General features: G+C 65.0%; 21 protein-coding genes and 1 tRNA gene. 15 read left to right on the forward strand and 7 right to left on the reverse strand.

All coding sequences use genetic code 11. The features are described 5' to 3' along the window. The first annotated feature begins 27 nt into the window (after positions 1 to 27). Positions 28 to 1296 carry an FAD-dependent oxidoreductase gene (locus PGP17_RS03330; protein ID WP_270374244.1) on the forward strand — a complete coding sequence of 423 codons (1269 nt, stop codon included), beginning with the start codon at positions 28 to 30 and terminating at the stop codon, positions 1294 to 1296. A 113-nt stretch (positions 1297 to 1409) separates the two neighbouring features. Here PGP17_RS03330 and PGP17_RS03335 read toward each other — a convergent pair whose 3' ends face one another. The 4 genes from PGP17_RS03335 to PGP17_RS03350 form a co-directional block, all read right to left on the reverse strand. After that, complete coding sequence (locus tag PGP17_RS03335) at positions 1410 to 1664, reverse strand: DUF1150 family protein (protein ID WP_135945456.1); 255 nt, start codon at positions 1662 to 1664, stop codon at positions 1410 to 1412. Between the two features lie 123 nt (positions 1665 to 1787). Next, positions 1788 to 2525: an SDR family oxidoreductase gene (locus PGP17_RS03340; protein ID WP_270374245.1), complete on the reverse strand. Its 738-nt coding sequence runs from the start codon at positions 2523 to 2525 to the stop codon at positions 1788 to 1790. Positions 2526 to 2773: 248 nt separating this feature from the next. After that, positions 2774 to 2849, reverse strand: a tRNA-Ala gene (locus PGP17_RS03345). A 136-nt stretch (positions 2850 to 2985) separates the two neighbouring features. Next, positions 2986 to 3531, reverse strand: coding sequence for a TIGR02300 family protein (locus PGP17_RS03350; RefSeq protein ID WP_270374246.1), 546 nt, complete (start codon positions 3529 to 3531; stop codon positions 2986 to 2988). 103 nt (positions 3532 to 3634) lie between these two features. Between PGP17_RS03350 and aroA the strand changes: the two genes are divergently transcribed. The 3 genes from aroA (at position 3635) to PGP17_RS03365 (ending at position 7482) form a co-directional block, all read left to right on the forward strand. Next, positions 3635 to 4981: a 3-phosphoshikimate 1-carboxyvinyltransferase gene (gene aroA / locus PGP17_RS03355; RefSeq protein WP_270374247.1), complete on the forward strand. Its 1347-nt coding sequence runs from the start codon at positions 3635 to 3637 to the stop codon at positions 4979 to 4981. Between the two features lie 358 nt (positions 4982 to 5339). After that, the gene (gene rpsA, locus PGP17_RS03360; RefSeq protein WP_135945452.1) at positions 5340 to 7040 is read left to right on the forward strand and encodes a 30S ribosomal protein S1; all 1701 of its coding nucleotides are present in this window, start codon (positions 5340 to 5342) and stop codon (positions 7038 to 7040) included. 157 nt (positions 7041 to 7197) lie between these two features. Beyond that, the gene (locus tag PGP17_RS03365) at positions 7198 to 7482 is read left to right on the forward strand and encodes an integration host factor subunit beta (RefSeq protein WP_135945451.1); all 285 of its coding nucleotides are present in this window, start codon (positions 7198 to 7200) and stop codon (positions 7480 to 7482) included. 43 nt (positions 7483 to 7525) lie between these two features. Here the strand turns inward: PGP17_RS03365 and PGP17_RS03370 are convergent, their stop codons facing one another. After that, a complete protein-coding gene (locus PGP17_RS03370) occupies positions 7526 to 8017 on the reverse strand; it encodes a GFA family protein (RefSeq protein WP_270374248.1) in 492 nt (163 codons plus the stop codon). A gap of 153 nt (positions 8018 to 8170) precedes the next feature. Between PGP17_RS03370 and mscL the strand changes: the two genes are divergently transcribed. The 10 genes from mscL to PGP17_RS03420 all read left to right on the forward strand — a co-directional run bounded on the left by mscL (position 8171) and on the right by PGP17_RS03420 (position 17925). Next, positions 8171 to 8593, forward strand: coding sequence for a large conductance mechanosensitive channel protein MscL (mscL, locus tag PGP17_RS03375; RefSeq protein ID WP_270374249.1), 423 nt, complete (start codon positions 8171 to 8173; stop codon positions 8591 to 8593). Positions 8594 to 8657: 64 nt separating this feature from the next. Next, the gene (locus tag PGP17_RS03380; protein ID WP_270374250.1) at positions 8658 to 9314 is read left to right on the forward strand and encodes a phosphoribosylanthranilate isomerase; all 657 of its coding nucleotides are present in this window, start codon (positions 8658 to 8660) and stop codon (positions 9312 to 9314) included. Next, the gene (trpB, locus tag PGP17_RS03385) at positions 9311 to 10525 is read left to right on the forward strand and encodes a tryptophan synthase subunit beta (protein WP_270374251.1); all 1215 of its coding nucleotides are present in this window, start codon (positions 9311 to 9313) and stop codon (positions 10523 to 10525) included. Before PGP17_RS03380 ends, trpB begins: the two co-directional genes overlap by 4 nt. Before the next feature lie 224 nt (positions 10526 to 10749). Beyond that, entirely contained in the window at positions 10750 to 13029 is a 2280-nt protein-coding gene (locus PGP17_RS03390) for a TonB-dependent receptor (protein WP_270374252.1), read from the forward strand. 189 nt (positions 13030 to 13218) lie between these two features. Next, a complete protein-coding gene (locus tag PGP17_RS03395; protein WP_270374253.1) occupies positions 13219 to 13506 on the forward strand; it encodes a BrnT family toxin in 288 nt (95 codons plus the stop codon). Beyond that, positions 13478 to 13780: a BrnA antitoxin family protein gene (locus PGP17_RS03400; protein WP_270374254.1), complete on the forward strand. Its 303-nt coding sequence runs from the start codon at positions 13478 to 13480 to the stop codon at positions 13778 to 13780. Before PGP17_RS03395 ends, PGP17_RS03400 begins: the two co-directional genes overlap by 29 nt. Before the next feature lie 124 nt (positions 13781 to 13904). After that, the gene (gene trpA, locus PGP17_RS03405; protein ID WP_135945446.1) at positions 13905 to 14696 is read left to right on the forward strand and encodes a tryptophan synthase subunit alpha; all 792 of its coding nucleotides are present in this window, start codon (positions 13905 to 13907) and stop codon (positions 14694 to 14696) included. A gap of 44 nt (positions 14697 to 14740) precedes the next feature. Continuing rightward, positions 14741 to 15664 (forward strand): acetyl-CoA carboxylase, carboxyltransferase subunit beta, encoded by a 924-nt coding sequence (gene accD, locus PGP17_RS03410; RefSeq protein ID WP_135945445.1) that lies wholly within the window; start codon positions 14741 to 14743, stop codon positions 15662 to 15664. 8 nt (positions 15665 to 15672) lie between these two features. Beyond that, positions 15673 to 17013 (forward strand): bifunctional folylpolyglutamate synthase/dihydrofolate synthase, encoded by a 1341-nt coding sequence (locus tag PGP17_RS03415; protein WP_135945444.1) that lies wholly within the window; start codon positions 15673 to 15675, stop codon positions 17011 to 17013. Positions 17014 to 17070: 57 nt separating this feature from the next. Further along, positions 17071 to 17925, forward strand: coding sequence for a DUF305 domain-containing protein (locus PGP17_RS03420; protein ID WP_270374255.1), 855 nt, complete (start codon positions 17071 to 17073; stop codon positions 17923 to 17925). A gap of 58 nt (positions 17926 to 17983) precedes the next feature. On the opposite strand, the gene PGP17_RS03425 is transcribed toward PGP17_RS03420, so the two are convergent. Continuing rightward, positions 17984 to 18919: a tyrosine recombinase XerC gene (locus tag PGP17_RS03425; RefSeq protein ID WP_270374256.1), complete on the reverse strand. Its 936-nt coding sequence runs from the start codon at positions 18917 to 18919 to the stop codon at positions 17984 to 17986. Beyond that, a complete protein-coding gene (locus tag PGP17_RS03430; protein ID WP_270374257.1) occupies positions 18912 to 19550 on the reverse strand; it encodes a DUF484 family protein in 639 nt (212 codons plus the stop codon). The genes PGP17_RS03425 and PGP17_RS03430 overlap by 8 nt, the downstream gene beginning before the upstream one ends. A gap of 144 nt (positions 19551 to 19694) precedes the next feature. Here PGP17_RS03430 and PGP17_RS03435 point away from each other — a divergent pair, with 144 nt between their 5' ends. Beyond that, positions 19695 to 21875: a primosomal protein N' gene (locus PGP17_RS03435; protein ID WP_270374258.1), complete on the forward strand. Its 2181-nt coding sequence runs from the start codon at positions 19695 to 19697 to the stop codon at positions 21873 to 21875. The last annotated feature ends 2 nt before the right edge of the window (positions 21876 to 21877 follow it).

The raw sequence follows: 21877 nt of genomic DNA on the forward strand, positions 1-21877 counted from the left end.
ACCGGTGAACCGGCTAGGCTGGCAGCCATGAGCACTGAAGCGAAATTCTCCGGCGACAGCGTGATCGTGGGCGGTGGTATGGCCGGCCTCTCGCTGGCGATTGCCCTGCACAAGGCCGGGCTGAAGGTTGCCGTGGTCGACGCGGCGCCGCTCGACAGCGCGATGACCCCCGAGTTTGACGGGCGTGCCAGCGCTTTGGCCTATACCTCCTGGCGCATGCTGGACTCGATCGGCGTGGCCGAGCACCTGGCCCCTCATGCGCAGCGCATCGAGGATATCCTCGTGGTTGACGGGCGCCCGAATGACGGGCTCCGCCCCGGCGGTCCGGGCCGCGACAGCCTGCACTTTGATCGCCGCGAGATTCATTCCGGCGAGGATGGGGAGCCCCTCGGCTGGATGGCCGAGAACCGCTGGACTCGGGTCGCGCTTGCCCGGACTGCCGAAGCGTGCGGCCTGAGTGTGTTCGCGCCGGCGAAAGTCGACTCAATGAGCCGCCAAGGCGCCCGCGCTCGCGTCCATCTCGACGACGGATCCTGGCTGGAAGGCGCGGTCGTGATCGCGTGCGACGGAAAGTTTTCCCGCCTGCGCGAACAGGCCGGCATTCGTACCACGGGGCGCGAGTACGGCCAGAAAGCTCTTGTCGCAACGGTGGCGCACGCTTTGCCTCATGAGGGTGTGGCATACGAGTTCTTCATGCCCGCCGGCCCGTTTGCGATACTGCCACTCCCGGACAACCGTTCCAGCTTGGTCTGGACCGAGAAGGCCGCCGCTGCCGACGCGCTCAGGGACATGGACCCGGCCGGATTTCAGGAGGCGCTCGAAGCGCGTTTCGGCGATTTTCTGGGCGCGTTGAGGCCTGAAGGTCCGCGCTGGACCTACCCGCTAGGCCTGAAGATGTCGGAGCGTTTCATTGATGACCGCCTGGCGCTGGTCGGCGACGCGGCCCGCGCCATCCATCCGATTGCCGGACAGGGCTTCAATCTGGGCCTGCGCGATGCGGCGGCGCTCGCCGACTGCCTTGTCGAGGCCAAGAGGGCCGGGCTCGATCTCGGCTCACCCGCTGTGCTGGAGAGCTATGAGCGCTGGCGCAAGGGCGATTCGGCGCTGCTCGGGATCGGCACCGATTTCTTCAATCTGCTCTTTTCCAACGACCATGCCAGCATCCGCGCCATGCGCGGCTTCGGCCTGGGGCTGGTCGACAAGATCGCGCCGGCCCGCCGGTTCTTCATGCGTCAGGCGGGCGGAGAGACCGGAGATTTGCCGGGCCTGCTCAAGGGTGAAGCGCTCAGCCTTTAGGCTCCGACGGTATTCCGCCTCCAAAACGAAGACGCCCCCGGTCATTTCTGACCGGGGGCGCATTATCACGTTCTGCGGGGGGAGGGGTCGAACGTGATAAGGTCGTCAAAGCCCTAGTGAACGCTGACAGGCTCGGCACCGTGGTAGCGCGCGGCAGCGAACGCGTGGCTGCGGTCTGAGAACACGGCCATGCGCGTCCCGTCCTCGGTATGAACAGCGTACAGCGTATCGCTTTCGCCGATGCTGATCCCGTGCTCGCGGATTTCCGTTTCATCAATGCCGGCGAGCACATCGGCGCCCGCGACCTCGCGCACGTAAACCAGCGGCGTCGTGTCTGTTTCGTTCAGAGCTTCCATTGTTTCGGCCATACTCAAGCAGCCTCTTCTTCGTCTTGACTGAACTATGAAGTGGGAAGCCTTTCCAACTCGTTCAAGAAGTTGCCCGCAGGAAACTGCACATGGACGCGGGTCTGCCCGGGATTCGCGCCGGCCCTACATTTCTTGGGCTGTCCGGCGGAACAGGATTTCGTTGATGTCCACGTCGTCGGGCTGGCTGATCGCGAAAACCACGGCACGCGCGAAGCTCGATGCCGGGATTGCGGTATTCTCGTAGAGATCGTTCACGAAGCCTTTGACCCGGTCGGATTTGACCGACTGGGGCAGTTCACTTTCCACCGCGCCAGGCGAGAGGATGGTCGTGCGCAGCTTGTTGCCCTTCACTTCCTTGCGCAGGGATTCAGCGATGGCGCGCACGCCGAACTTGGTGGCGCAGTAGACCGCACCGGCCGGATTGACGACATGGCCGGCGACCGAGGACACAAACAGATTCTGTCCGCTCTGACGCTCGTTCATGTGCGGCAGGACCGCGCCGACGCCGTAGAGCACGCCCTTCAGGTTGACGTCGATACACTCGTCCCATTCCTCGTGACGGTTTTCCGCCAGGGGCGCCAGTGGCATCACACCGGCATTGTGCAGCATGGCGTCGATCTGCCCGAATTGCTCGATCGTGCCCTTCACGAAGGCATCGACTTCTTCGCGCTTCGTGACGTCGACCTTGAATGCCGCCGCCTGATCGTCGCCCAGTTCTTCGACCAGGGCATCCAGACGGTCCTTGCGCCGGGCGCCCAGAGCGACCTTCGCTCCGGCCTTGACCAGGTGGCGGGCGGTCTCTGCACCGAGGCCCGAGCTGGCTCCGGTTATGACGACGACTTTTCCTGCAACGTTTTCCATGGCGGTCGGGTCCTTTTGTCGCTTGAGAACGGGGAGATTTGGCTGGTCGGGCGCTTAACGCAAGAGAGCCGGTCAAATGTCCCCGGGCACGCGCATCGAATGCAGCGCGCAGCATGGCGAACAGAAGGAGGCGGAGAAGAAGCGAAGGACGATCAGAGCGCGGCCGCCGGGGGGGCTGGGGCGCGGCGGGCGCATATGCCCGGGCGCAGGGGCGACCGCGTCACGATGCTGCGATGTCAGAAAGACGGTGGTGGAGCCAGGCGGAATCGAACCGCCGACCTCTTGAATGCCATTCAAGCGCTCTCCCAACTGAGCTATGGCCCCTCACCGTATGGACAGAAGGGCTTGGGGGCCCGTCCGTCTGAGGAGCGCGGAAAATAGTCAGGGTCCGCGCCCGGATCAAGTGCGCAATGCGGCAGGTGGCAGTTGATCCACACCCGGCCGCATTGCGCGTTGATTCTTAAAGATGATCGTCGTCGTCATCGTCGTCGTCGACGTCCAGGCCGATGTCGTCATCGTCCTCGTCGTCGAGTAGAATGTCGGCCGCCTCGTCGTCATCTTCTTCGAGATCGGCTTCTTCTTCAGAGAAGCTCTCGGCCAGCTCGTCGTCGGGCGACTTGGCCGCCTTGGCCGGCTTGGGCTCATCTTCCTCGTCGTCGTCGGCGATCTCGAGCGGTTCTTCATCCAGCTCGATCTCGTCGTCGTCATCCTCGTCGTCGTCTTCGACGTCGTCTTCAAGATCGATTTCGTCCTCGATCTCGTCGTCGTCTTCGTCCTCGTCGAGCTTGCGCTTTTTCTTCTTCTTCGCCTTGATCTCTTCGAGATCATCTTCCTCGACCGCACGCTTGGCGGCCGCACGGCGCGGCTTTTTAGTCGCCGCAGCCGCAAGCTCGGGATCGTAGACTGCGCCGCATTTCGGGCAGACGATCGGGTCTTTCTTCAGGTCGTAGAACTTCGCGCCGCATTCGCCGCAGGCGCGCTTTTCACCAAGATCAGCTTTGGGCACGTGTTACCTCGTACTCTGGAAGTCGGCGCGCCTGTTGCCACGTTGTCCGCGCCCTGTCAAAACCCCTTTTCCACCTTATTCCGGCGGTTCACCATATCCCGTCATGACATCAGTGAATAATCCCTTGCCCCGACAAGAAATTTCCGGCCCCGCCACGGCGCGGCACAGTTCCCGACTCGCTGGCAGGCTCGACACCGCTGCCGACAAGTCCTGTTCCCATCGTGCTGCGATCCTGGCCGGTCTGGCCGGGGGCGTCAGCCATATTGAGGGCATGCTGGAGAGCGAAGACGTGCTGGCCACCCTGCGCGCGGTCGAGGCTCTTGGCGCCAGGGTAGAGCGCACCGGCCCGGGGCAGTGGACGATCGAGGGCGGGAAGTGGCGCGATCCGGACGAGCCTCTGGATATGGGCAATTCGGGAACTGCTGCGCGTCTTCTGCTGGGCGCGGCCTCGCGCTTCGCCCTGACGGCGGTCTTCGTTGGCGATGCCAGCCTGTCGCGCCGGCCTATGGAGCGCGTGCTCGCTCCGCTGAAAGCCATGGGCGCCATGACCGGGGCGGCCCAGGGCGGCCGCTTGCCCGTACGGCTGACCGGCGGCAACCTCATCGCGATCGACTACACGCCGCCGGTCGCGTCCGCACAGGTGAAGAGCGCAGTCATGTTTGCCGCGCTCGGCGCGCGCGGGCAGACGGTGGTGCGTGAGCCGGTGCCCACGCGCAACCATACCGAAAACATGCTCCCGCTGTTTGGCGGCAATGTGAGTGTCGAGGCCGATCCGGCCGGACATGTGATCACGGTGCCGGGCGGCCAGTCCCTGACGGCCTGCGACCTGGCCATACCGGGCGACCCGTCATCGGCGGCGTTTGCCGTCGCGGCCGGACTGATCGCGCCGGAAAGCGAGCTGACCGTGGCGGGCGTGATGACCAATCCGGCCCGCTTCGGGCTGTACGACGTGCTGAAGGAAATGGGCGCCCACCTCGAATTCACCCCGGCCGGATCACGCTGTGGCGAAACGCTGTGTGACATCACCGTGCGCACTTCGCAGCTGAAAGGTGTCGACGTCGCCGCGCTACGCGCCCCGTCCATGATCGACGAGTACCCGATCCTGGCCGTGCTGGCCGCCTTTGCCGAGGGCGAGACCCGCATGCGCGGGCTGGGCGAGCTGCGGGCCAAGGAAAGCGATCGCCTCAGCTCCACGGCTGCGCTGCTTGATGCCAATGGCGTGAAGGTGGAGATCGAGGGCGACGATCTGATCGTGACCGGGGCGGGCCTTGCCGGCGTGCCCGGGGGCGGCCGGGTGGAAACCCGCGACGATCACCGCCTGGCCATGGCGGGGCTGGTGCTGGGCCTGGGGGGCCAGGCTCCGGTGAGCGTGGACGAGACTGCGATGATCGCAACCAGCTATCCCGGCTTCTTTGACGATTTTTCCGCCATCGGCGCGAATATCGACTGACTCCGCGAGGCACGCATCTGGCTCTCGCCCCTTGTGCTGAAAGGCCATTTGGAGTAAGGACGCGCGCGCTTCGTCGTGCTGGCCCTGTCTGTCAGGTCCGGCAAGGACGAGCGCATCGCCGGGCACGGAGCCAGATCTTCCGCACTGCCCTCGCTGTTCAACCCCTTGACCCTCGACTTGTCAGGACCGGACGGCGAGCATGCCGGAGCCGGTTTGTCGTCGTGTCCATTGTGAGTTGAACCGTTCCGGCCGCGACACGGCCCACAAGTCCACTGCTTCGCGGGCCACCGCGGCAAGACCGCCGGATCCAACCGGCCGGCCGGAATAGAACGACCTTTAACGGAGCCATCTAGCCAATATGTCCGATACCCAGACGTCCAACCCGAGCCGCGGCGATTTCGCCGACATGCTCGAAGCCTCCCTTGCCAGCCGCGACCTCATGGAAGGTTCGGTTATCAAGGGCACCGTCACCGCCGTCGAAAACGATTTCGTGATCATCGATGTCGGTCTGAAAACCGAAGGCCGCGTGCAGCTGCGCGAATTTGCCGGCCCCGGCGCCGTCCTGCCCAAGACCGGCGACCAGGTCGACATCTATCTCGAGCGCATCGAAAACGCGATGGGCGAAGCGGTTCTCTCGCGCGACAAGGCACGCCGCGAGGAAGCCTGGGACCGTCTGGAAACGCAATACGAAACCAAAGAGCCCGTCGCCGGCGCCATCGTGGGCCGCGTCAAGGGCGGCTTCACCGTCGATCTCGGCGGTGCCTCGGCCTTCCTGCCGGGCAGCCAGGTCGACATCCGCCCCGTGCGCGACGTCACCCCGCTGATGAACAAGGAACAGCCGTTCGCGATCCTGAAAATGGACCGTCCGCGCGGCAATATCGTTGTCTCGCGCCGCGCCGTGCTTGAAGAGAGCCGCGCCGAACAGCGCGCCGAGCTCGTCGGCCAGCTGGCCGAGGGCGAAGTGCGCGAAGGCGTCGTGAAGAACATCACCGATTACGGTGCGTTCGTGGATCTCGGCGGCATTGACGGCCTGCTGCACGTCACCGACATGAGCTGGAGCCGCGTTGGCCATCCGAGCGAAGTCGTTGAAGTCGGCCAGACGGTCAACGTCCAGATCATCAAGATCAACAAGGAAACCCAGCGTATCTCGCTCGGCATGAAGCAGCTTCAGGCCGATCCTTGGGAAGGCGTCGATGCCAAATATCCGGTGGGTGCCACCTTCACCGGCCGCGTCACGAACATCGCCGAATACGGTGCATTCGTGGAGCTGGAACCCGGCGTCGAGGGCCTGGTCCACGTCTCCGAGATGTCCTGGACCAAGAAGAACATCCACCCGGGCAAGATCGTCTCCACTTCCCAGGAAGTCGAAGTCATGGTGCTCGACGTCGATGCGGACAAGCGCCGCATCTCGCTCGGCATCAAGCAGGTCCAGCGCAATCCCTGGGAAATCTTCGCTGAAACCCACCCGGCCGGCTCCGAAGTCGAGGGCGAGGTCAAGAACATCACCGAATTCGGTCTGTTCATCGGCGTCGACGAAGAGCTTGACGGCATGGTCCACCTGTCCGACCTGGACTGGGATCGCTCCGGCGAGGAAGCCATCCAGGACTACTCCAAGGGCGACATGGTTCGCGCCAAGATCCTCGATGTGGACGTCGAGAAAGAGCGCATCTCGCTCGGCATCAAGCAGCTGGCTGGCGATCCGCTGGAAGACGCCGGTGGCGTAGCCCGCGGTGCGACCGTGACCTGCACGGTGACCGAAGTGACCTCGGGCGGCATCGAAGTGACCTTCGGTGACGAAAACCCGGTCAAGGCCTTCATCCGCAAGTCCGACCTGTCGCGTGACCGCGCCGAGCAGCGCCCCGAGCGCTTCTCTGTCGGTGACAAGGTCGACGCTCGCGTCACCAATATCGACAAGGCAAGCCGCCGCATCTCCCTCTCGATCAAGGCGCTGGAAGTCGCCGAAGAGAAAGAGGCGGTCCAGCAATACGGTTCGGCAGACTCCGGGGCCTCGCTTGGCGATATCCTGGGCGCCGCGCTCAAGGATCAGACCAAGGAGTAATTCCGGGTCGAAATCTGCAAACAGGGCCTGCCTGTTTGAAATGGATGGCCGGAGCTTCGCGCTCCGGCCATTTTTTTAGCGATTCAGGCGGGTTACCGATTGACGGGCATTGCCCGTATTACCTAAGGTCAAGAGACTTTCAGCGGGGTATTTGAGAATGATCAAGTCCGAGCTCATCGCGAAATTGGCCGAAGCAAACCCGCATCTGTTCCAGCGAGACGTCGAGCGCGTCGTCAACACCGTGCTCGAGGAGATCACCCAGGCGCTCGAGAATGGCGACCGGGTGGAGCTTCGCGGCTTCGGGGCATTCTCGGTGCGCAATCGCCCACCGCGCCTCGGTCGCAATCCGCGCACCGGCGAAAGTGTCGAGGTCAAGGAGAAGCACGTGCCCTTCTTCAAGACGGGCAAGGAATTGCGCGAACGCGTCGACGGCAAGAAGTAGGGCGTTGCCGCGCAACCTCTCGCGCGGCCGCTAATCGATCCCGCTACTCGATCCATAGCCCGCGCGATTTGTGCCAGTCCTCGATGGATTCCTGAGGGAATCCCTCAAAGCAGTCATCGCCTTCGCCTACTTGCGGGACGACCCAGCTCGCCTTGTATTTCAGCAATAGATGCACGCTCTGCGGAGGTTCGGGCAGGTCTGTGTCGATGGCCGATGCCATCGGATGGACCAGCTCCGGCCAGTTCGGGTCGGTCAGGTGGAGCGCGCTGGCGCATTTCGAGCAAAAATGACGCCGGCCGGAGCTGATCTCGCACGTGCCGTCCCGGTCGATCTCGGCGCGATAGATCGAGATATCGTCTTCGCCCTCGACCTTCAGCGTATCGGTGCGCCCCATGATGTTGATGGCGTAGCCTCCGCCTCCTGCTGTCTTGCGGCAGATCCGGCAGTAGCAGCGCTGGTAGGGATAAGGCGTGTGGCTTTCCACGCTGAAACTCACCGCGCCGCAGCGGCAGCTGCCTTCAAGCGTCATCGTCATGGCCGTGCTCCTCTTTGCCTGGCGTCCGCCTCTTCAATGAGGCGCGCCGCGACCGCGTTCCGGAACCGGGCGGGAGCGGCCGGGAAATTTCAGGTGCGGGGCGGGGCGCCCGGGCCTATCCTTCGTTCTGTCAAAGCTCGAAGGGATGCGCTGATGTTCAATGAATTCAAGAAGTTCGCGATGCGGGGAAATGTGGTCGATCTCGCGGTCGGCTTCATTCTCGGCGGTGCGTTCTCCACCATCGTGAAGTCCTTCGTGGATGACATCCTGATGCCGCCTCTGGGGCTTCTCTTCGGCGGGGTGGACTTCACTAATCTCTATGTCTCCCTCGACGGAGTGCGCTACGACTCCCTTGCGGCTGCACAGGAGGCCGGCGCCGCGACGCTCAATTACGGCCTCTTCATCAACGCGATCATCAGCTTTCTTCTGCTCGCCTTCGCGCTCTTCCTCCTGATCAAGGGGATGAACCGCATGACCGACAAGAAGAAGGACGATACGCCCGAGCAACCCCCGGCCAAACCGCGCAACGAGGAATTGCTCGAGGAAATCCGCGACCTGCTCAAGGCCCGCAATTAATTAATCGGCCGGTCTGCCGCCGGGTAGTGGCCGAGCGCCTCCCCGGCGGCTATATCCCGGCCTCATGAGCATCGGTGTCAAAATCTGCGGGCTGAACTCGCCCGAGGCCGTCGGCGCCAGCGTGGATGCGGGCGCGGACTATCTCGGCTTCATCGTGTTCGAGAAAAGTCCGCGAGCCGTGACCGCCGCCGAGGCCGGCGCGTATGCAAAGGGTAAGGGCTCGGCCAGCTCCGTCGCCGTGCTGGTCGACCCCGACGACGCGATGCTGGCGCGCGTGCTGACCGGCATGGCGCCCGACTATATCCAGCTTCACGGTCAGGAGAGCCCGCAGCGCTGCCAGGATGCGCGGCACTATGCGCGACGCGGCGTGTGGAAGGCCTTCGGCATAGCCTCCGCCGCCGATCTCCAGGCTGCCCGGCGCTATGAGGGCTATGTCGACGGCTTCGTCTTCGACGCCAAGCCTCCTGCAGGGGCCGACCGGCCCGGCGGCTGGGGCGCGGCCTATGACTGGTCGCTTCTGCACGATTTTGAAAGCGAGACGCCCTGGCTCCTGTCCGGCGGGCTGACGCCGCAAAATGTCGCCGAGTCCCTCGCACGCTCTGGCGCGCGTGGTGTCGATGTGGCATCCGGCGTTGAATCGGCGCCCGGGGTGAAGGACCTTGACGCCATCCCGGCCTTTATCGGCGCGGCTCGCGCTGCATCAGGAACATCACGATCATGACCACCGCGCCCAACGCGTTTTCCAGCTATCCCGACGCTCGCGGCATGTTTGGCGAGTATGGCGGCCGCTTCGTCGCCGAAACCTTGATGCCGAACATCCTCGCGCTGGAGAAGGCCTATGCGGCCTATCGCGACAAGCCGGAATTCACCGAACCGTTCGAGGAGCTGTCGCGCGACTTCATCGGACGTCCGAGCCCGCTCTACTTTGCCGAGCGGCTGACCGAAGAGTTCGGCGGCGCGAAGATCTGGTTCAAGCGCGACGAGCTCAACCATACCGGCGCGCACAAGATCAATAACTGCCTGGGCCAGGTGCTTCTGGCCCGGCTCATGGGCAAGACGCGCATCATCGCCGAGACCGGGGCGGGCCAGCATGGCGTCGCGACCGCCACCGTGGCCGCGCGCTTCGGCATTCCGTGCGAGGTCTTCATGGGCGCGCACGACGTGGAGCGCCAGTCGCCGAACGTGTTCCGCATGAAGCTGCTGGGCGCCAAGGTCCACGCGGTGACCAGCGGCCGCGGCACGCTGAAAGATGCGATGAACGAGGCCCTGCGCGACTGGGTGACCAATCCTGACGATACCTTCTACGTCATCGGGACCGTTGCCGGCCCGCATCCCTACCCGGCAATGGTGCGCGACTTCCAGAGCGTCATCGGACGCGAGGCACGCGCCCAGATGCTCGACCGGATCGGCCGATTGCCCGACGCGGCGGTCGCCTGCATTGGCGGCGGATCGAACGCGATGGGCCTGTTTCATCCCTTCCTGGAGGATGAGAGCGTGCGCCTGATCGGGGTCGAGGCCGCCGGCAAGGGTGTCGACACACCCGACCACGCAGCCAGCCTGAATGGCGGCAAGCCGGGCATCCTGCACGGCAACAAGACTTATCTCCTGCAGGATGATGACGGCCAGATCGTCGAGGGGCACTCCATCTCGGCGGGGCTGGACTATCCCGGCATCGGCCCCGAGCACGCCTTCCTTCATGACGTTGGCCGGGCCGAGTACCGCCATGCGACCGATGCCGAGGCGCTGGAAATGTTCCAGATCTGCTCGAAGCTCGAGGGCATCATCCCGGCACTCGAACCCGCCCATGCGCTGGCCCGGGTGCGAGACCTCGCCAAGGAGCTGGGCAAGGACGGCGTCATCCTGATGAATATGTGCGGCCGCGGCGACAAGGACGTCTTCTCCGTCGCCAAGGCGCTGGGTGTGGAGCTCTAAGCCAGCCTGCCGTCTGAAGGCTTGCTGTCCCGCAGTCCGCGTCCTGGCGGCCGGCACGCACGCCACTGTCCTGCATTCGCGAGCCAGGGCGGATCACCATCCTGCGCGGCCCGCTTGTACCTTACAGTAATGCGCCTTTGCGGCCCTTGCGTCCGCCTCCTCCTGTCACTATGAAGTTGCGAATCATTCGCACTATCATTCGCAAAAGTGAGATGGGACAGGTTATGAAACGCAATTTCGCACTTCTGGGAGCAGCGCTGGGCGGGACGCTGCTGGGATCGGGGGCCTTGGCTCAGGCGGGCGGGGCCCCCGCTGACATCGTTGTCGTGCGCGGTGAGAAGATCGAGCGCTCGCTTCAGGACACGCCGACGAGCGTGGATGTCACGACAGCCGTGCAGATCGAGCGGGAATCGCTGCAGGAGCTGGCCGATATCCTTCAGCGCACCGCCAATGTCGCCGACACCTATGGCGGCTCGGGCTTCACGATACGCGGCATCAGCAACACCAACGTGTCCGGTGGTGGCTCCAGCGAGCTGACGACCGTCTATCTCGACGGCGCCCCACTGCCTTCTCGCCTTCTGTATAACGGACCCCTCGACCTATGGGACGTGGCCCAGGTCGAGGTCCTGCGTGGCCCCCAGTCGACGCTGCAGGGCCGCAATACGCTGGCAGGCGCAGTGATCATCCAGTCGCGTGAACCGGGCTACGACTATGAGGCCAGGGCTCGCGTACGCGCCAGCGATGTTGGCGAGCGGGAGTTCGCCATTGCGGCGGGCGGACCTGTCCTGGACGACGAACTCGCTTTCCGCATCGCCTATGAGGACCGGCAGGCGGACGGCATTGTCTCCAACCCGGTGCGCAATGATCGCTCCGATACGCTCGACGCCTATACGCTGCGCGGCGCACTGTTGTGGGAGCCGTCCGCGTTGCCCGCATTCTCGGCCCGTCTCAACTATCTGCGCAGCGAGCGCGAGGGCGGTTATGTCTACACCTATGTGCGTACCGACACGGCGAACCCGTTCGACGACCGGATCGACCTGTCCAACGACATCAACGCCAGCGACACCTCCACCGATCTGGCCAGCCTGACGCTCGGCTACGATGTGTCCGATCGCCTGTCTGTCACCAGCGTGACCTCATTCAACGAGGCTCAGGTGATCGGACGCTATGACGGCGATCTGACCGCGCAGTCGCTCTCCTACGGGATGCGCGACGAAACCTACGAGACCACGACCCAGGAGGTTCGCCTGTCCTATGGCGGCGACCGGCTCGAAGGCGTGCTGGGCGCATTCTACTCGAAGCGGATCGCCGATGAGGCAACGCAAAGCCTCACGAATGTCGAAACGCCGGGCAATACCATTCAGGGCCTGTTGCTGGGCTATGGCGCCAGCCCGGCGCAGGCCGCCTTCATCACCGATCTCTACCTGCAGGCATTGCCGGTGATCCCGGTCGATTTCTCCAGCCAGGCCGACCGTGAGATCGAGAGCTACGCCCTGTTTGGCGACGCCAGCTATCAGCTCGCGCCGCGCACCGCGCTCATCTTCGGATTCCGCTATGACCGCGAGAAGCATGTCGAGACCCTGTCCCAGACCACGGACTTCGCGGGGACCTATCCAGATCCTGCCAGCTACGGCGTCCCGGGGTCGCTCATCCATACCGCGTTTCAGGCGATCAACGGGGGCGTGGCCGGCATCGTCGCTCAGGCCGGCGGACAAGCGCCTGCCAGCGAGCCGCGTGAGTTTGAAGCCTTCCTGCCCAAGCTGGGCGTGACCCATGACTGGACCGACAGCGTGGCTACCAGTTTCATCGTCCAGCGCGGCTATCGCTCGGGCGGGCTCTCGACCAATATCGCACGCGCGTCGGTCACGCCCTACGATCCGGAGTTCACGTGGAATTACGAGCTGTCCCTGCGTTCGTCCTGGTTCGACGATGCCCTGACGCTGAACGCCAACGCCTTCTATATCGACTGGACCGAACAGCAGGTGAACGTCAATCTGGGCCTCAACTCTTACGACAGCCAGACCCTCAATGCCGGCCAGTCCCATGTCTACGGGTTCGAAATCGAGACGCGCTATGCGCCATCGAACCGCTTCGACGTTTATGCGTCTCTCGGCCATACCCGGACCGAGTTTGACGAGTTCACCGTCGATGTCGGCCAGACCGGCAGCGATTTTTCCGGCGCCGAATTCGCCTATGCCCCGCATTGGACGGTCTCAGCCGGCGCTAATTACAACTGGGACAGCGGCCTGACTGCCAATCTCAATGCCAGTCACCAGTCGGACGCGTTCACGACAGTGGGCGTCAATCAGGCCGACCGGCCCAAGGCCGATGCGCGGACCCTGCTGAACGGTCGTTTCGGCTATCGCGGCGAGCGCTGGGGCGCCTATCTCTATGCCCAGAATCTCCTCGATGAGGAGTATGTCGAATACGTCTATCCAGGACGTGAGGCGGCCCTCCTCGGTCGCCCGCGTGTCTTCGGGATTACGCTGGAGGCCGAGCTTTAGGCCTGTCGCTGTATTCGGCTCCGCGCCTGGCCGGGCGCGGAGCCGTCGCCGATCCCGGACGTGGCGTATAACCTCCGCCTGTCCCACTCTGTTTTCTCTTGAGCCTCGGCCGCTTTCTCCCAATAGTTGAATTCCGCCTCGTGCGTCGCCTGATACGCGCTTGTCCGTAACGACAAATGTAGTTACATTGTGGAATTCGAATGGGACGACGCCAAGAACCGCGCCAACCGGGAAAAGCATGGCATCAGCTTTGACCGGGCGGTGCGAGTATTCTCGAGCGATCATGTCACGGTGCTCGCGCGGCCGGGTGGCGACGGCGAGATGCGGCTGAAAACGATCGGAATGCTTGATGACGTTCTGATGGTCAGCATCATTCATACCGACCGGGCCGGGATCAGCCGATTGATCTCCGCCCGCCCCGCCAAGCGCAAGGAGAGGAGACTCTATCATGGGACGCACCATCCGGGTCAGACTTGAAGACCTTCCTCCTTTGACTGAAGAGCAGAAAGAAGAGCTGCGCCGCCTGGCCGATAAGCCGGACGAGGACATCGACACCTCCGACGTCCCCGAATGGACCGAGGAGGAGTTCGCCCAGGCCATCTGGCATCCCGGCCATGGCAAGAAGCAGGTCACGGTGCGGCTCGACCGCGATATTCTCGATTTCTTCAAGCAGGGTGGACGCGGCTATCAGACCCGCATCAACGCTGTGCTGCGCGCCTTCGTGGATGCGCAAAGGAAGAAGGCGGGCTGAAATCCCGGCTGCGCAGCGCGCCAGATGTCTTGCCGATCGGGCGCAAAGCGTTATTCAGGCCCCGGCTCGCGCGTAGCGCGGGGCCGGGGTTTCATCTTGAACAGGTTGGACTAGAAGAGCACCCATGACCCGCCTCACTCCCACTTTCGATCGTCTGAAATCGGACGGCAAAGCCGGCTTCGTCGCCTATGTCATGGCCGGCGACCCGGATGCGGACACAACACTTGCCATGATGACGGGGCTCGCCGAAGCAGGCGCCGACGTTATCGAGCTGGGCGTGCCCTTTACCGATCCGATGGCCGACGGCCCGCCGATCCAGCGCGCGGCCCTGCGTGCGCTCGATGGCGGCATGACGCTGCGCGGCACGCTCGATCTGGTCCGGCGCTTTCGCGAAACCGATACCGGGACCCCCGTTGTGCTGATGGGATATGCGAACCCGTTCTACGCCTATGGCTTTGGCGCGTTTGCCGAAGCGGCATCGCAGGCGGGCGCGGATGGCGTGATCTGTGTCGACCTGCCGCCGGAAGAAGACACCGAGCTGCGTGAAGGCCTGAAGGCGCAGGGCCTGTCCCTGATCCGTCTGGCCACGCCCACTACCGACGATGCGCGCCTGCCGCGGGTGGTCGAGGATACGTCCGGCTTTGTCTATTACGTCTCCACGACCGGCGTGACGGGCAGCGGCGTCGGGGAAACCGCCGTCGTGTCCGGCGCGGTCGATCGCGTGCGAAAGGCAGCCAATTTGCCCGTCGCGGTCGGTTTTGGTGTAAAAACGCCTGAACGCGCCGCCGAAATCGCCCGGGTCGCCGATGCGGTCGTGGTCGGTTCGGCCATTGTCGACGCGCTCAACGCCTCGGGTGTGGACGGCGCGCTGAAGCTGGCGAAGACACTGGCTGACGCGGCCCACTCGGCGCGTTAGAAGTGAGGTTCGGTCCTCAAGGGCCGGCAGAACAAGGATCTGACATGAACTGGCTTTCCCGGATCACTCCGCCCGGCGTCTCCAAGATGTTCTCCAAGCGCGATACGCCGGAGAATCTGTGGATCAAATGCCCGGTCTCCGGTGAGATGGTCTTCCACAAGGACCTGGAATCCAGCTTCTACGTCACCCCGGCCGGCCACCACATGCGCATCGGCCCGGACCTGCGCTTCAAATACACGTTCGACGGTGACTGGGAGACGGTGGAATCGCCCCAGGTGGCGCGCGATCCGCTGAAGTTTCGCGATGACAAGCCCTATACCAGCCGTCTGACCGCGGCGCGCAAGAAGACCGGGCGCGACGACGCCATGGTGATCGGTGTGGGACGCGTGGACGGGGTGGATACCACCATCCTGGTTCAGGACTTCTCCTTCATGGGCGGATCGCTCGGCATGGCGGCCGGGGAGGGCTTTCTGAAAGCGTGTGAAGTCGCGGTCGCGAAACGCACCCCGCTCATCGTGTTTACCGCCGCCGGCGGCGCGCGCATGCAGGAAGGCGCCCTGTCGCTGATGCAGATGCCGCGCACCACGCTGGGCGTGCAGATGCTCAAGGACGCGAAACTGCCCTATATCGTCGTGCTGACCGACCCGACCACGGGCGGGGTCACGGCCTCCTACGCCATGCTCGGCGATATTCACATTGCCGAGCCGGGCGCGCTCATCGGCTTTGCCGGGCCGCGCGTCATCGAGCAGACGATCCGCGAGAAACTGCCGCCCGGCTTCCAGCGGGCCGAATACCTGCTGGAAAAGGGCATGGTGGACAAGGTGGTCGACCGCCGCGATCTTCCGCGCACGCTGGGCAATATCCTTCGCACCCTGCTCAAGCGTCCCGAACATCGCCCCGCCACTGGCGGCGTTCCCGCGGCGCGCGCGCCTGAAGCCCAGACGCAGCCAGCCCCTTCGCAGGGCTAGGCTCCACCGTGAACGATCAGGTCAGTCCCGGCGCGCCGGAAAGCATCGAGAACGCGCTTGAGCGCCTGGGCCGCCTGCATCCCAAGAAGATCGATCTCTCGCTCGACCGGATCGAGCGGTTGCTGCATGCGCTCGGCGATCCCCATCTCAGCCTGCCGCCCGTCATCCATATTGCCGGGACCAACGGGAAGGGCAGCACGGCCGCCTTCCTCAAGGCCATGTTCGAGGCTGCGGGCGAGCGTGTTCACGTCTATACCTCCCCGCATCTGGTGCGCTTCAACGAGCGCATCACCCTGGCGGGCCAGGTCGTGGACGATGCGCGTCTGGCCGATGCCTTTGCCCGGTGCGAAGCGGCCAATGGCGATGCGCCCATCACCTTTTTCGAAGTGACGACGGCCGCCGCTTTCCTGTTGTTTTCCGAGACTCCGGCCGAGCGCCTGATCCTGGAAACCGGGCTCGGGGGGCGGGTGGATGCAACCAATGTGCTCATCGCGCCCGATGTGACCGTGCTGACCCCGGTCAGCCTCGATCACCGCGAATTTCTCGGGGACACGATCGAGGCGATCGCCGCGGAGAAGGCCGGCATCGTCAAGCGCAATCGCCCGGTCGTTGTCGGCCCGCAAATGCTCGAGGCCGAGCATGTCATCGTGTCTGTGGCCAACGCGATGGGCGCGCCCCTCTATCTGTGGGGGCAGGATTTCCGCGCCTATCCCGAACATGGCCGGCTGGTCTATGAGGAAGAGGAGCTGCTCTGGGATCTGCCCGCCCCCGGGCTGATCGGGTCTCACCAGATTGCCAATGCGGCCGTGGCGATCCGGGCGGCGCGCCTTGCCGGGCTCGACGAGGAAGCCGCACGTGAAGGTCTGCCGAAAGCCCGCTGGCCGGCCCGGCTCCAGCGCCTGACCGGCGGCCCGCTGCACCAGATTGCAGCGCGCCATGGCGCGGTCCTCTGGCTTGATGGCGGGCACAATCCGGCTGCCGCCGAAGTGCTCGCGGCAAGCCTGGGCGAACTGGAATCCGGCGAGGAACGCCCCCTTGTGCTCATCTCGGCTTTCTCGATCAACAAGGATGCCGCGGCCTTCTTTGCCTATTTCGAGGGTCTGGCCAGCCGGGTAATCGCGGTCACCTTTGCCGGCGGGCGCGAGGGCGCCCAGAGCGCGCAATCGACCGCCGACGCCGCGCGGACAGCCGGCATTCCCGCCCAGACCGCGGCGGGCCTTGCCGAAGCGGTCCGCGATGCGTGCGAGGACTATGACCATCCGCGCATCCTGATCTGCGGCTCGCTCTACCTGGCCGGGGAAGTGCTCGCGCTCGGCACCGGCGAGACCGCAGTCCGCACGCCCGGCTAGGAACCGCACGCGCCTCCTCGCGTTTGTCGCTTCAGTTCAAGCGATGAGGACTGGCTCATGTCCTATTGGCGGTTTGCCGCGATGATCGCGACCTCGACGGTCACGATGTTCGTGCTGATGTATCTCAATACCTTCGCGCTGGGTCATGTCGATTTCAGCGAAACGCGCGTCTACATGGCGATCGTGATGGGAGCGGCCATGGCCGCCATCATGCTCGGCTTCATGTGGAGCATGTACAAGAAGACCTCGCTCAATCTGGCGATCTTCGCCGGGTCGGCTGTGGTGTTCGCGCTGGCGCTTTTCCTTGTGCGCAGCCAGGTCACTGTCGGCCAGGTCAGCTATATGCGCGCGATGATCCCGCACCACTCGATCGCGATCATGACCAGTTCGCGCGCGGCGATTGCCGATCCGCGCGTTCGTCAGCTGGCCGACGGCATCATCGCCGCCCAGGAGCGCGAGATCGCGGAAATGTATTATCTGATCGATGACCTGGAAGGCGAACGCGCCGGTCCCACGCAAGCCCCGCCCGAGGAGGCTGCGCCGGTGGGCAGCTGGGCCGAGGCGCTGGAACGCCCGATGCTGAACAAGACCGATCCCGAAGGCCTGTCCGACCGCGATATCGCGGCGGCGCTGCCCGGCGAAGCGGGCTGCCGCTTCTTCTATACGGCGACCGGCGAGCCGGTTCTCGTTACCCGGCCGGGTAGCCCGGCGCGGGGCATCGTCAAGCTGCGCGGCATGATCGTGCCCCTCTCCGCACAGGCCGGCGGCGACCTGGCTGACGGCGCGGTGATGAATGCCGACGGCGTGCAGATCACCGTCACGCCGGTCGGCGGCCAGTCGGCCACGTTGATGCTGGAGATCGAACAGGGCCGCACGATCGGCTATCGCGGCATCTACCGCTGCACCGGCTAGACCGGAAGCGGTCCGGTCCGGACTGGTAGTAGTCGTAGTAGGAGCCCGGTCCGGACTCTCACTGCCGGCCTTTTCTCGCCCTCGGGTGTGTCGCGGCATGGACCCGCATCAGGCCCTCCGCCTCGATCTCGGCGTAGACCTGCGTCGTGGACAGCGACGCATGGCCGAGCAATTCCTGGATCGCCCTGAGGTCACCCCCGCCCGCCAGCAAATGGGTCGCAAAGGCATGGCGCAACGCATGCGGCGTCGCGGTCGCAGCCAGCCCCAGCCGGCTTCTCAGCGCCTGCATCATTGACTGGGCTGCGCGCGGCGTCATCGGTCCGCCGCGCACCGCGCGGAACAGCGCGTCATCCCGCTCCAGCTCGAACGGGCAAGCCTCGACATAGGCTTCCACCGCGTCGCGTACCGCCGGCAGGACTGGCACGATCCGCGTCTTTCCGCCCTTGCCTGTCATGCGCAGCACGTCGGGCAGGGGCGTGTCCGCTCCGGTCAGGGACAGCGCTTCAGATATGCGCAGGCCGGCCCCGTAGAGCAGGGTCAGCAGCGCGCCGTCGCGCCGTCGCACCCAGTCTGGCAGGTCGATGTTAGCTGCCGCGTCCGCGATCAGGTCGAGTGCGGCTGTCCGGCTGACCGGCCGGGGTGTGCGCCTCGGCGCCTTGGGCGCGTCGATCAGGGCAAGGCTCGCATTCTCTATGCCCCACCGGCGCCTCGCATAACCCAGGAAGGCGCGGACCGCCGAGAGCTGGCGCTGCAAGGTTCGCGGCCCGACGCCCTCGCCGCGGCGCGCCGCCAGAAAGGCGCGCCAGTCCCCCGGGCTCAGCCCGGCCAGTACTCTCAGGTCCGGCCGTTTGCCCAGATGACCGGTCAGGAAGCTGTCGAGCTGTTCCAGATCGCGGCCATAGGCCTCGACCGTGCGCGGGCTCAGCCGCCGCTCGCCGGACAGATGGTCGGCAAAGGCGCGCATTGCCTCGAAGAGGAGAACCCGGTCAGCCATCGCGCAGGAAAGAGACAAGCCGGCGTTCTATCACGCGGGCGAGGAAATGAAGCAGGTCGCTGCCCTGGTCCGGCGTGAACGCCTCGTGGTCTCGTGCCGCCAGGCAGAGCACGCCTGTGCGTCCGCCAATGCTCAGCCGCACCATGGCCTCGGCCTGCTGACGGTTGGCCTGGGGGCCATAGAGTGCATCGGCAAATCGCCGGTCGACCGGGCCCAGACGTTCGCTGGCCTCCCCCAGCAGAGAGCCGGCCAGGTCGGGCGCGGCCCCCAGGATGGACTCAGCGCTTTTCAGCGGAGCATGGCCTTCGATGAAGACGCGGATCAGATCGACATTCAGTGCCGCGGCCACCCGGCCGGCCAGCTTGCGATCGAGCGCAGCCAGGCTCTCCGCTTCCAGCAGGGCCAGCACGGCCGAATGGGTCTGGGCCTGGACGGCCAGATTGGCCTTGGCCAGAGAGATCAACGCGTCGTTGGTGGCTTTCAGGCGGCGGATTTCGGCCTGCAGCTTGGCGCGCGCAGCCGCGTTGATGTCCACGACGCTCTCGGCTTTGAGCGCGTCGATGTCGGCCGTGTGCGGGCTGCTCGGCACAACGCGAAGATGGGACGGTTTGGAGGAATCAGTGTCAGACATCGTCACGCTCTTGGCTGGAAGCAAATCTGTCTCCTACATGTCAGCGCCCGCTTTTCGAATGCGTTAACTCTGGCGCATCGGATGCAGGGCTCTGATAGGCTCCCGGCCTGCCCTTCAACACTCTACTCCGGTTCACGGCACGTTTTGAGCGATCTATTCGGACCCAGGCCCTGTGCGGCCATTCTCTTTCCTCTCCCGCTCCCCGAGGCATTCGACTACGCGATCCCGGAGGACATGGAAGTGGAGCCGGGCGACCATGTTGCTGCCCCGCTGGGCGGGCGGATGGCGCAGGGCGTGGTGTGGGAGGTGAAGCCGGAATCCGGCGGACGCGCGTTGAAATCAATCGAACACGCCATAGGCGGCCCGCGCCTGGGTGAAGGCACGAGGCGTTTCGTCGACTGGGCCGCGGGCTATCTTGTCGAACCGCCGGGTGTGATTCTGCGCCAGGTGCTGCGCAGCACCTCCGCGCTCAGGCCCTCGCCAGTGGAAACGGTCTACCGGCTGTCCGGCGCACAGCCCCAACGCCAGACCCCGGCCCGGCAAGCGGTGCTGGAGGCGGCGGCCGGGCAGGCGACGAGCGCTGCCGACCTGGCGCGGGCGGCGGGAGTGTCCGGATCGGTGGTCAAAGGCCTGGTCGACCTTGGAGTTCTGATCGGAGAGGACCGGCCGACCGATCCGCCTTTCGACGACCCGGATCCCTATCGCGAAGGCGTGGCTCTGAACCAGATCCAGGCCGACGCTGCCATTACCCTGCGCCGCCTCGTGTCGGCGGGTGGATTTCAATGCGCGTTGATCGACGGGGTGACGGGGTCGGGCAAGACCGAAGTCTATTTCGAGGCTATCGCCGAGCTTCTGCGCCGCGAACCGGAAGCCCAGATTCTCGTACTTCTGCCCGAGATCGCGCTGACGCAGTCGGTCATGGACCGCTTCGAGGCACGCTTCGGTGCGCGCCCTGCGCTGTGGCATTCCGACATCGGCCAGAAGGAACGGCGCCGCGTCTGGCGCGAAGTGGCCAGCGGGCGGGCCCGGATCGTTGCCGGTGCGCGCTCCGCGCTCTTCCTGCCGTTCACGCGGCTGCGCTGCACGATCGTGGATGAGGAGCACGACCCGACTTACAAGCAGGACGAGGGCCTGACCTATCATGCCCGCGACCTGGCGGTGGCACGCGGCAAGCTGGAGGGCGCGCTGACCATACTGGCAAGCGCCACACCGTCCCTGGAAAGCCTCGTTAACGCTGAAGCAGGCCGCTACGTCCATATCCGTCTGCCGGGCCGGGCCGGCACCGCTCAGCTGCCCGAGATCGACACGATCGATCTGCGCGACTTCCCGCCTGAAAAGGGCAACTGGCTGTCGGAGCCGCTGATCGCCGAGATGGCCCAGGTCTATGAAAAGGGTGAGCAGAGCCTGCTCTACCTCAACCGGCGCGGCTTTGCTCCGCTGGTTTTGTGCCGGGCGTGTGGTCACAAGATGAAGAGCCCGGAAACCGATCGCTGGCTCGTCGAGCACCGCTATACCGGCCGGCTGATCTGTCACACGACCGGATTTTCCATGCCCAAGCCCAAGGCGTGTCCCGAATGCGGTGCGCAGGACAGCCTGACCGGGGTCGGCCCCGGTGTGGAGCGTGTCGCCGAGGAGGCGCGCCACCGCTTCCCGGACGCCGTCGTGGAGGTCTTCTCGTCCGACACGACCCAGGGCGCCGACGCCGTACGCGCGCTTGTGGGGCGGATGGAGCGCGGGGAGATCGACATCCTGGTGGGCACCCAGATTGCAGCGAAGGGGCACAACTTTCCCCGGCTGACGCTGGTCGGGGTGGTCGATGCCGATCTGGGCCTCGCCGGTGGAGATTTGCGCGCCGGGGAACGCACCTATCAGATGCTCGTCCAGGCTGCGGGCCGTGCAGGCCGCGCCGATCGGCCGGGCCGCGCCCTGTTGCAGACGCACCAGCCCGATCACGAGGCGATCCAGGCGCTCGTGGCGGGCGACCGCACGGCCTTCCTGGACGCCGAGCGGATGATGCGCGAAATGCTGAAACTGCCGCCCTATGGCCGGCTCGCGGCACTCATCCTGTCCGGCCCGGAGCCGGAGAGGCTGGAGAATTGCGCGCGCGAAGTTGCGGCTGCGGCGCCGCATGCGGAGGGGGTGGAGGTCTTCGGGCCTGCGGACGCTCCGCTGGCGGTTGTTCGCGGGCGCTGGCGCAAGCGCTTCCTGGTTCAGGCCGAACGCCGGGTGGACGTCTCGGCCTATATGCGCGCCTGGATGGCCCGCGTGAAAATCCCTGCGGCCATTCGCTCAAGCGTCGATATCGAGCCATACTCCTTCCTCTAGCC

Origin of the sequence: Marinicauda sp. Alg238-R41 (assembly GCF_947331485.1) — a bacterium.
Lineage (GTDB): Bacteria > Pseudomonadota > Alphaproteobacteria > Caulobacterales > Maricaulaceae > Marinicauda > Marinicauda pacifica.

What these genes read in the sequence shown, in the direction of transcription:
- PGP17_RS03330 (WP_270374244.1), top strand. Translation starts at nt 28, where the DNA reads ATGAGCACTGAAGCGAAATTCTCCGGCGACAGCGTGATCGTGGGCGGT.
- PGP17_RS03335 (WP_135945456.1), bottom strand. Translation starts at nt 1,664, where the DNA reads ATGGCCGAAACAATGGAAGCTCTGAACGAAACAGACACGACGCCGCTG.
- PGP17_RS03340 (WP_270374245.1), bottom strand. Translation starts at nt 2,525, where the DNA reads ATGGAAAACGTTGCAGGAAAAGTCGTCGTCATAACCGGAGCCAGCTCG.
- aroA (WP_270374247.1), top strand. Translation starts at nt 3,635, where the DNA reads ATGACATCAGTGAATAATCCCTTGCCCCGACAAGAAATTTCCGGCCCC.
- rpsA (WP_135945452.1), top strand. Translation starts at nt 5,340, where the DNA reads ATGTCCGATACCCAGACGTCCAACCCGAGCCGCGGCGATTTCGCCGAC.
- PGP17_RS03365 (WP_135945451.1), top strand. Translation starts at nt 7,198, where the DNA reads ATGATCAAGTCCGAGCTCATCGCGAAATTGGCCGAAGCAAACCCGCAT.
- PGP17_RS03370 (WP_270374248.1), bottom strand. Translation starts at nt 8,017, where the DNA reads ATGACGATGACGCTTGAAGGCAGCTGCCGCTGCGGCGCGGTGAGTTTC.
- mscL (WP_270374249.1), top strand. Translation starts at nt 8,171, where the DNA reads ATGTTCAATGAATTCAAGAAGTTCGCGATGCGGGGAAATGTGGTCGAT.
- PGP17_RS03380 (WP_270374250.1), top strand. Translation starts at nt 8,658, where the DNA reads ATGAGCATCGGTGTCAAAATCTGCGGGCTGAACTCGCCCGAGGCCGTC.
- trpB (WP_270374251.1), top strand. Translation starts at nt 9,311, where the DNA reads ATGACCACCGCGCCCAACGCGTTTTCCAGCTATCCCGACGCTCGCGGC.
- PGP17_RS03390 (WP_270374252.1), top strand. Translation starts at nt 10,750, where the DNA reads ATGAAACGCAATTTCGCACTTCTGGGAGCAGCGCTGGGCGGGACGCTG.
- PGP17_RS03400 (WP_270374254.1), top strand. Translation starts at nt 13,478, where the DNA reads ATGGGACGCACCATCCGGGTCAGACTTGAAGACCTTCCTCCTTTGACT.
- trpA (WP_135945446.1), top strand. Translation starts at nt 13,905, where the DNA reads ATGACCCGCCTCACTCCCACTTTCGATCGTCTGAAATCGGACGGCAAA.
- accD (WP_135945445.1), top strand. Translation starts at nt 14,741, where the DNA reads ATGAACTGGCTTTCCCGGATCACTCCGCCCGGCGTCTCCAAGATGTTC.
- PGP17_RS03420 (WP_270374255.1), top strand. Translation starts at nt 17,071, where the DNA reads ATGTCCTATTGGCGGTTTGCCGCGATGATCGCGACCTCGACGGTCACG.
- PGP17_RS03425 (WP_270374256.1), bottom strand. Translation starts at nt 18,919, where the DNA reads ATGGCTGACCGGGTTCTCCTCTTCGAGGCAATGCGCGCCTTTGCCGAC.
- PGP17_RS03430 (WP_270374257.1), bottom strand. Translation starts at nt 19,550, where the DNA reads ATGTCTGACACTGATTCCTCCAAACCGTCCCATCTTCGCGTTGTGCCG.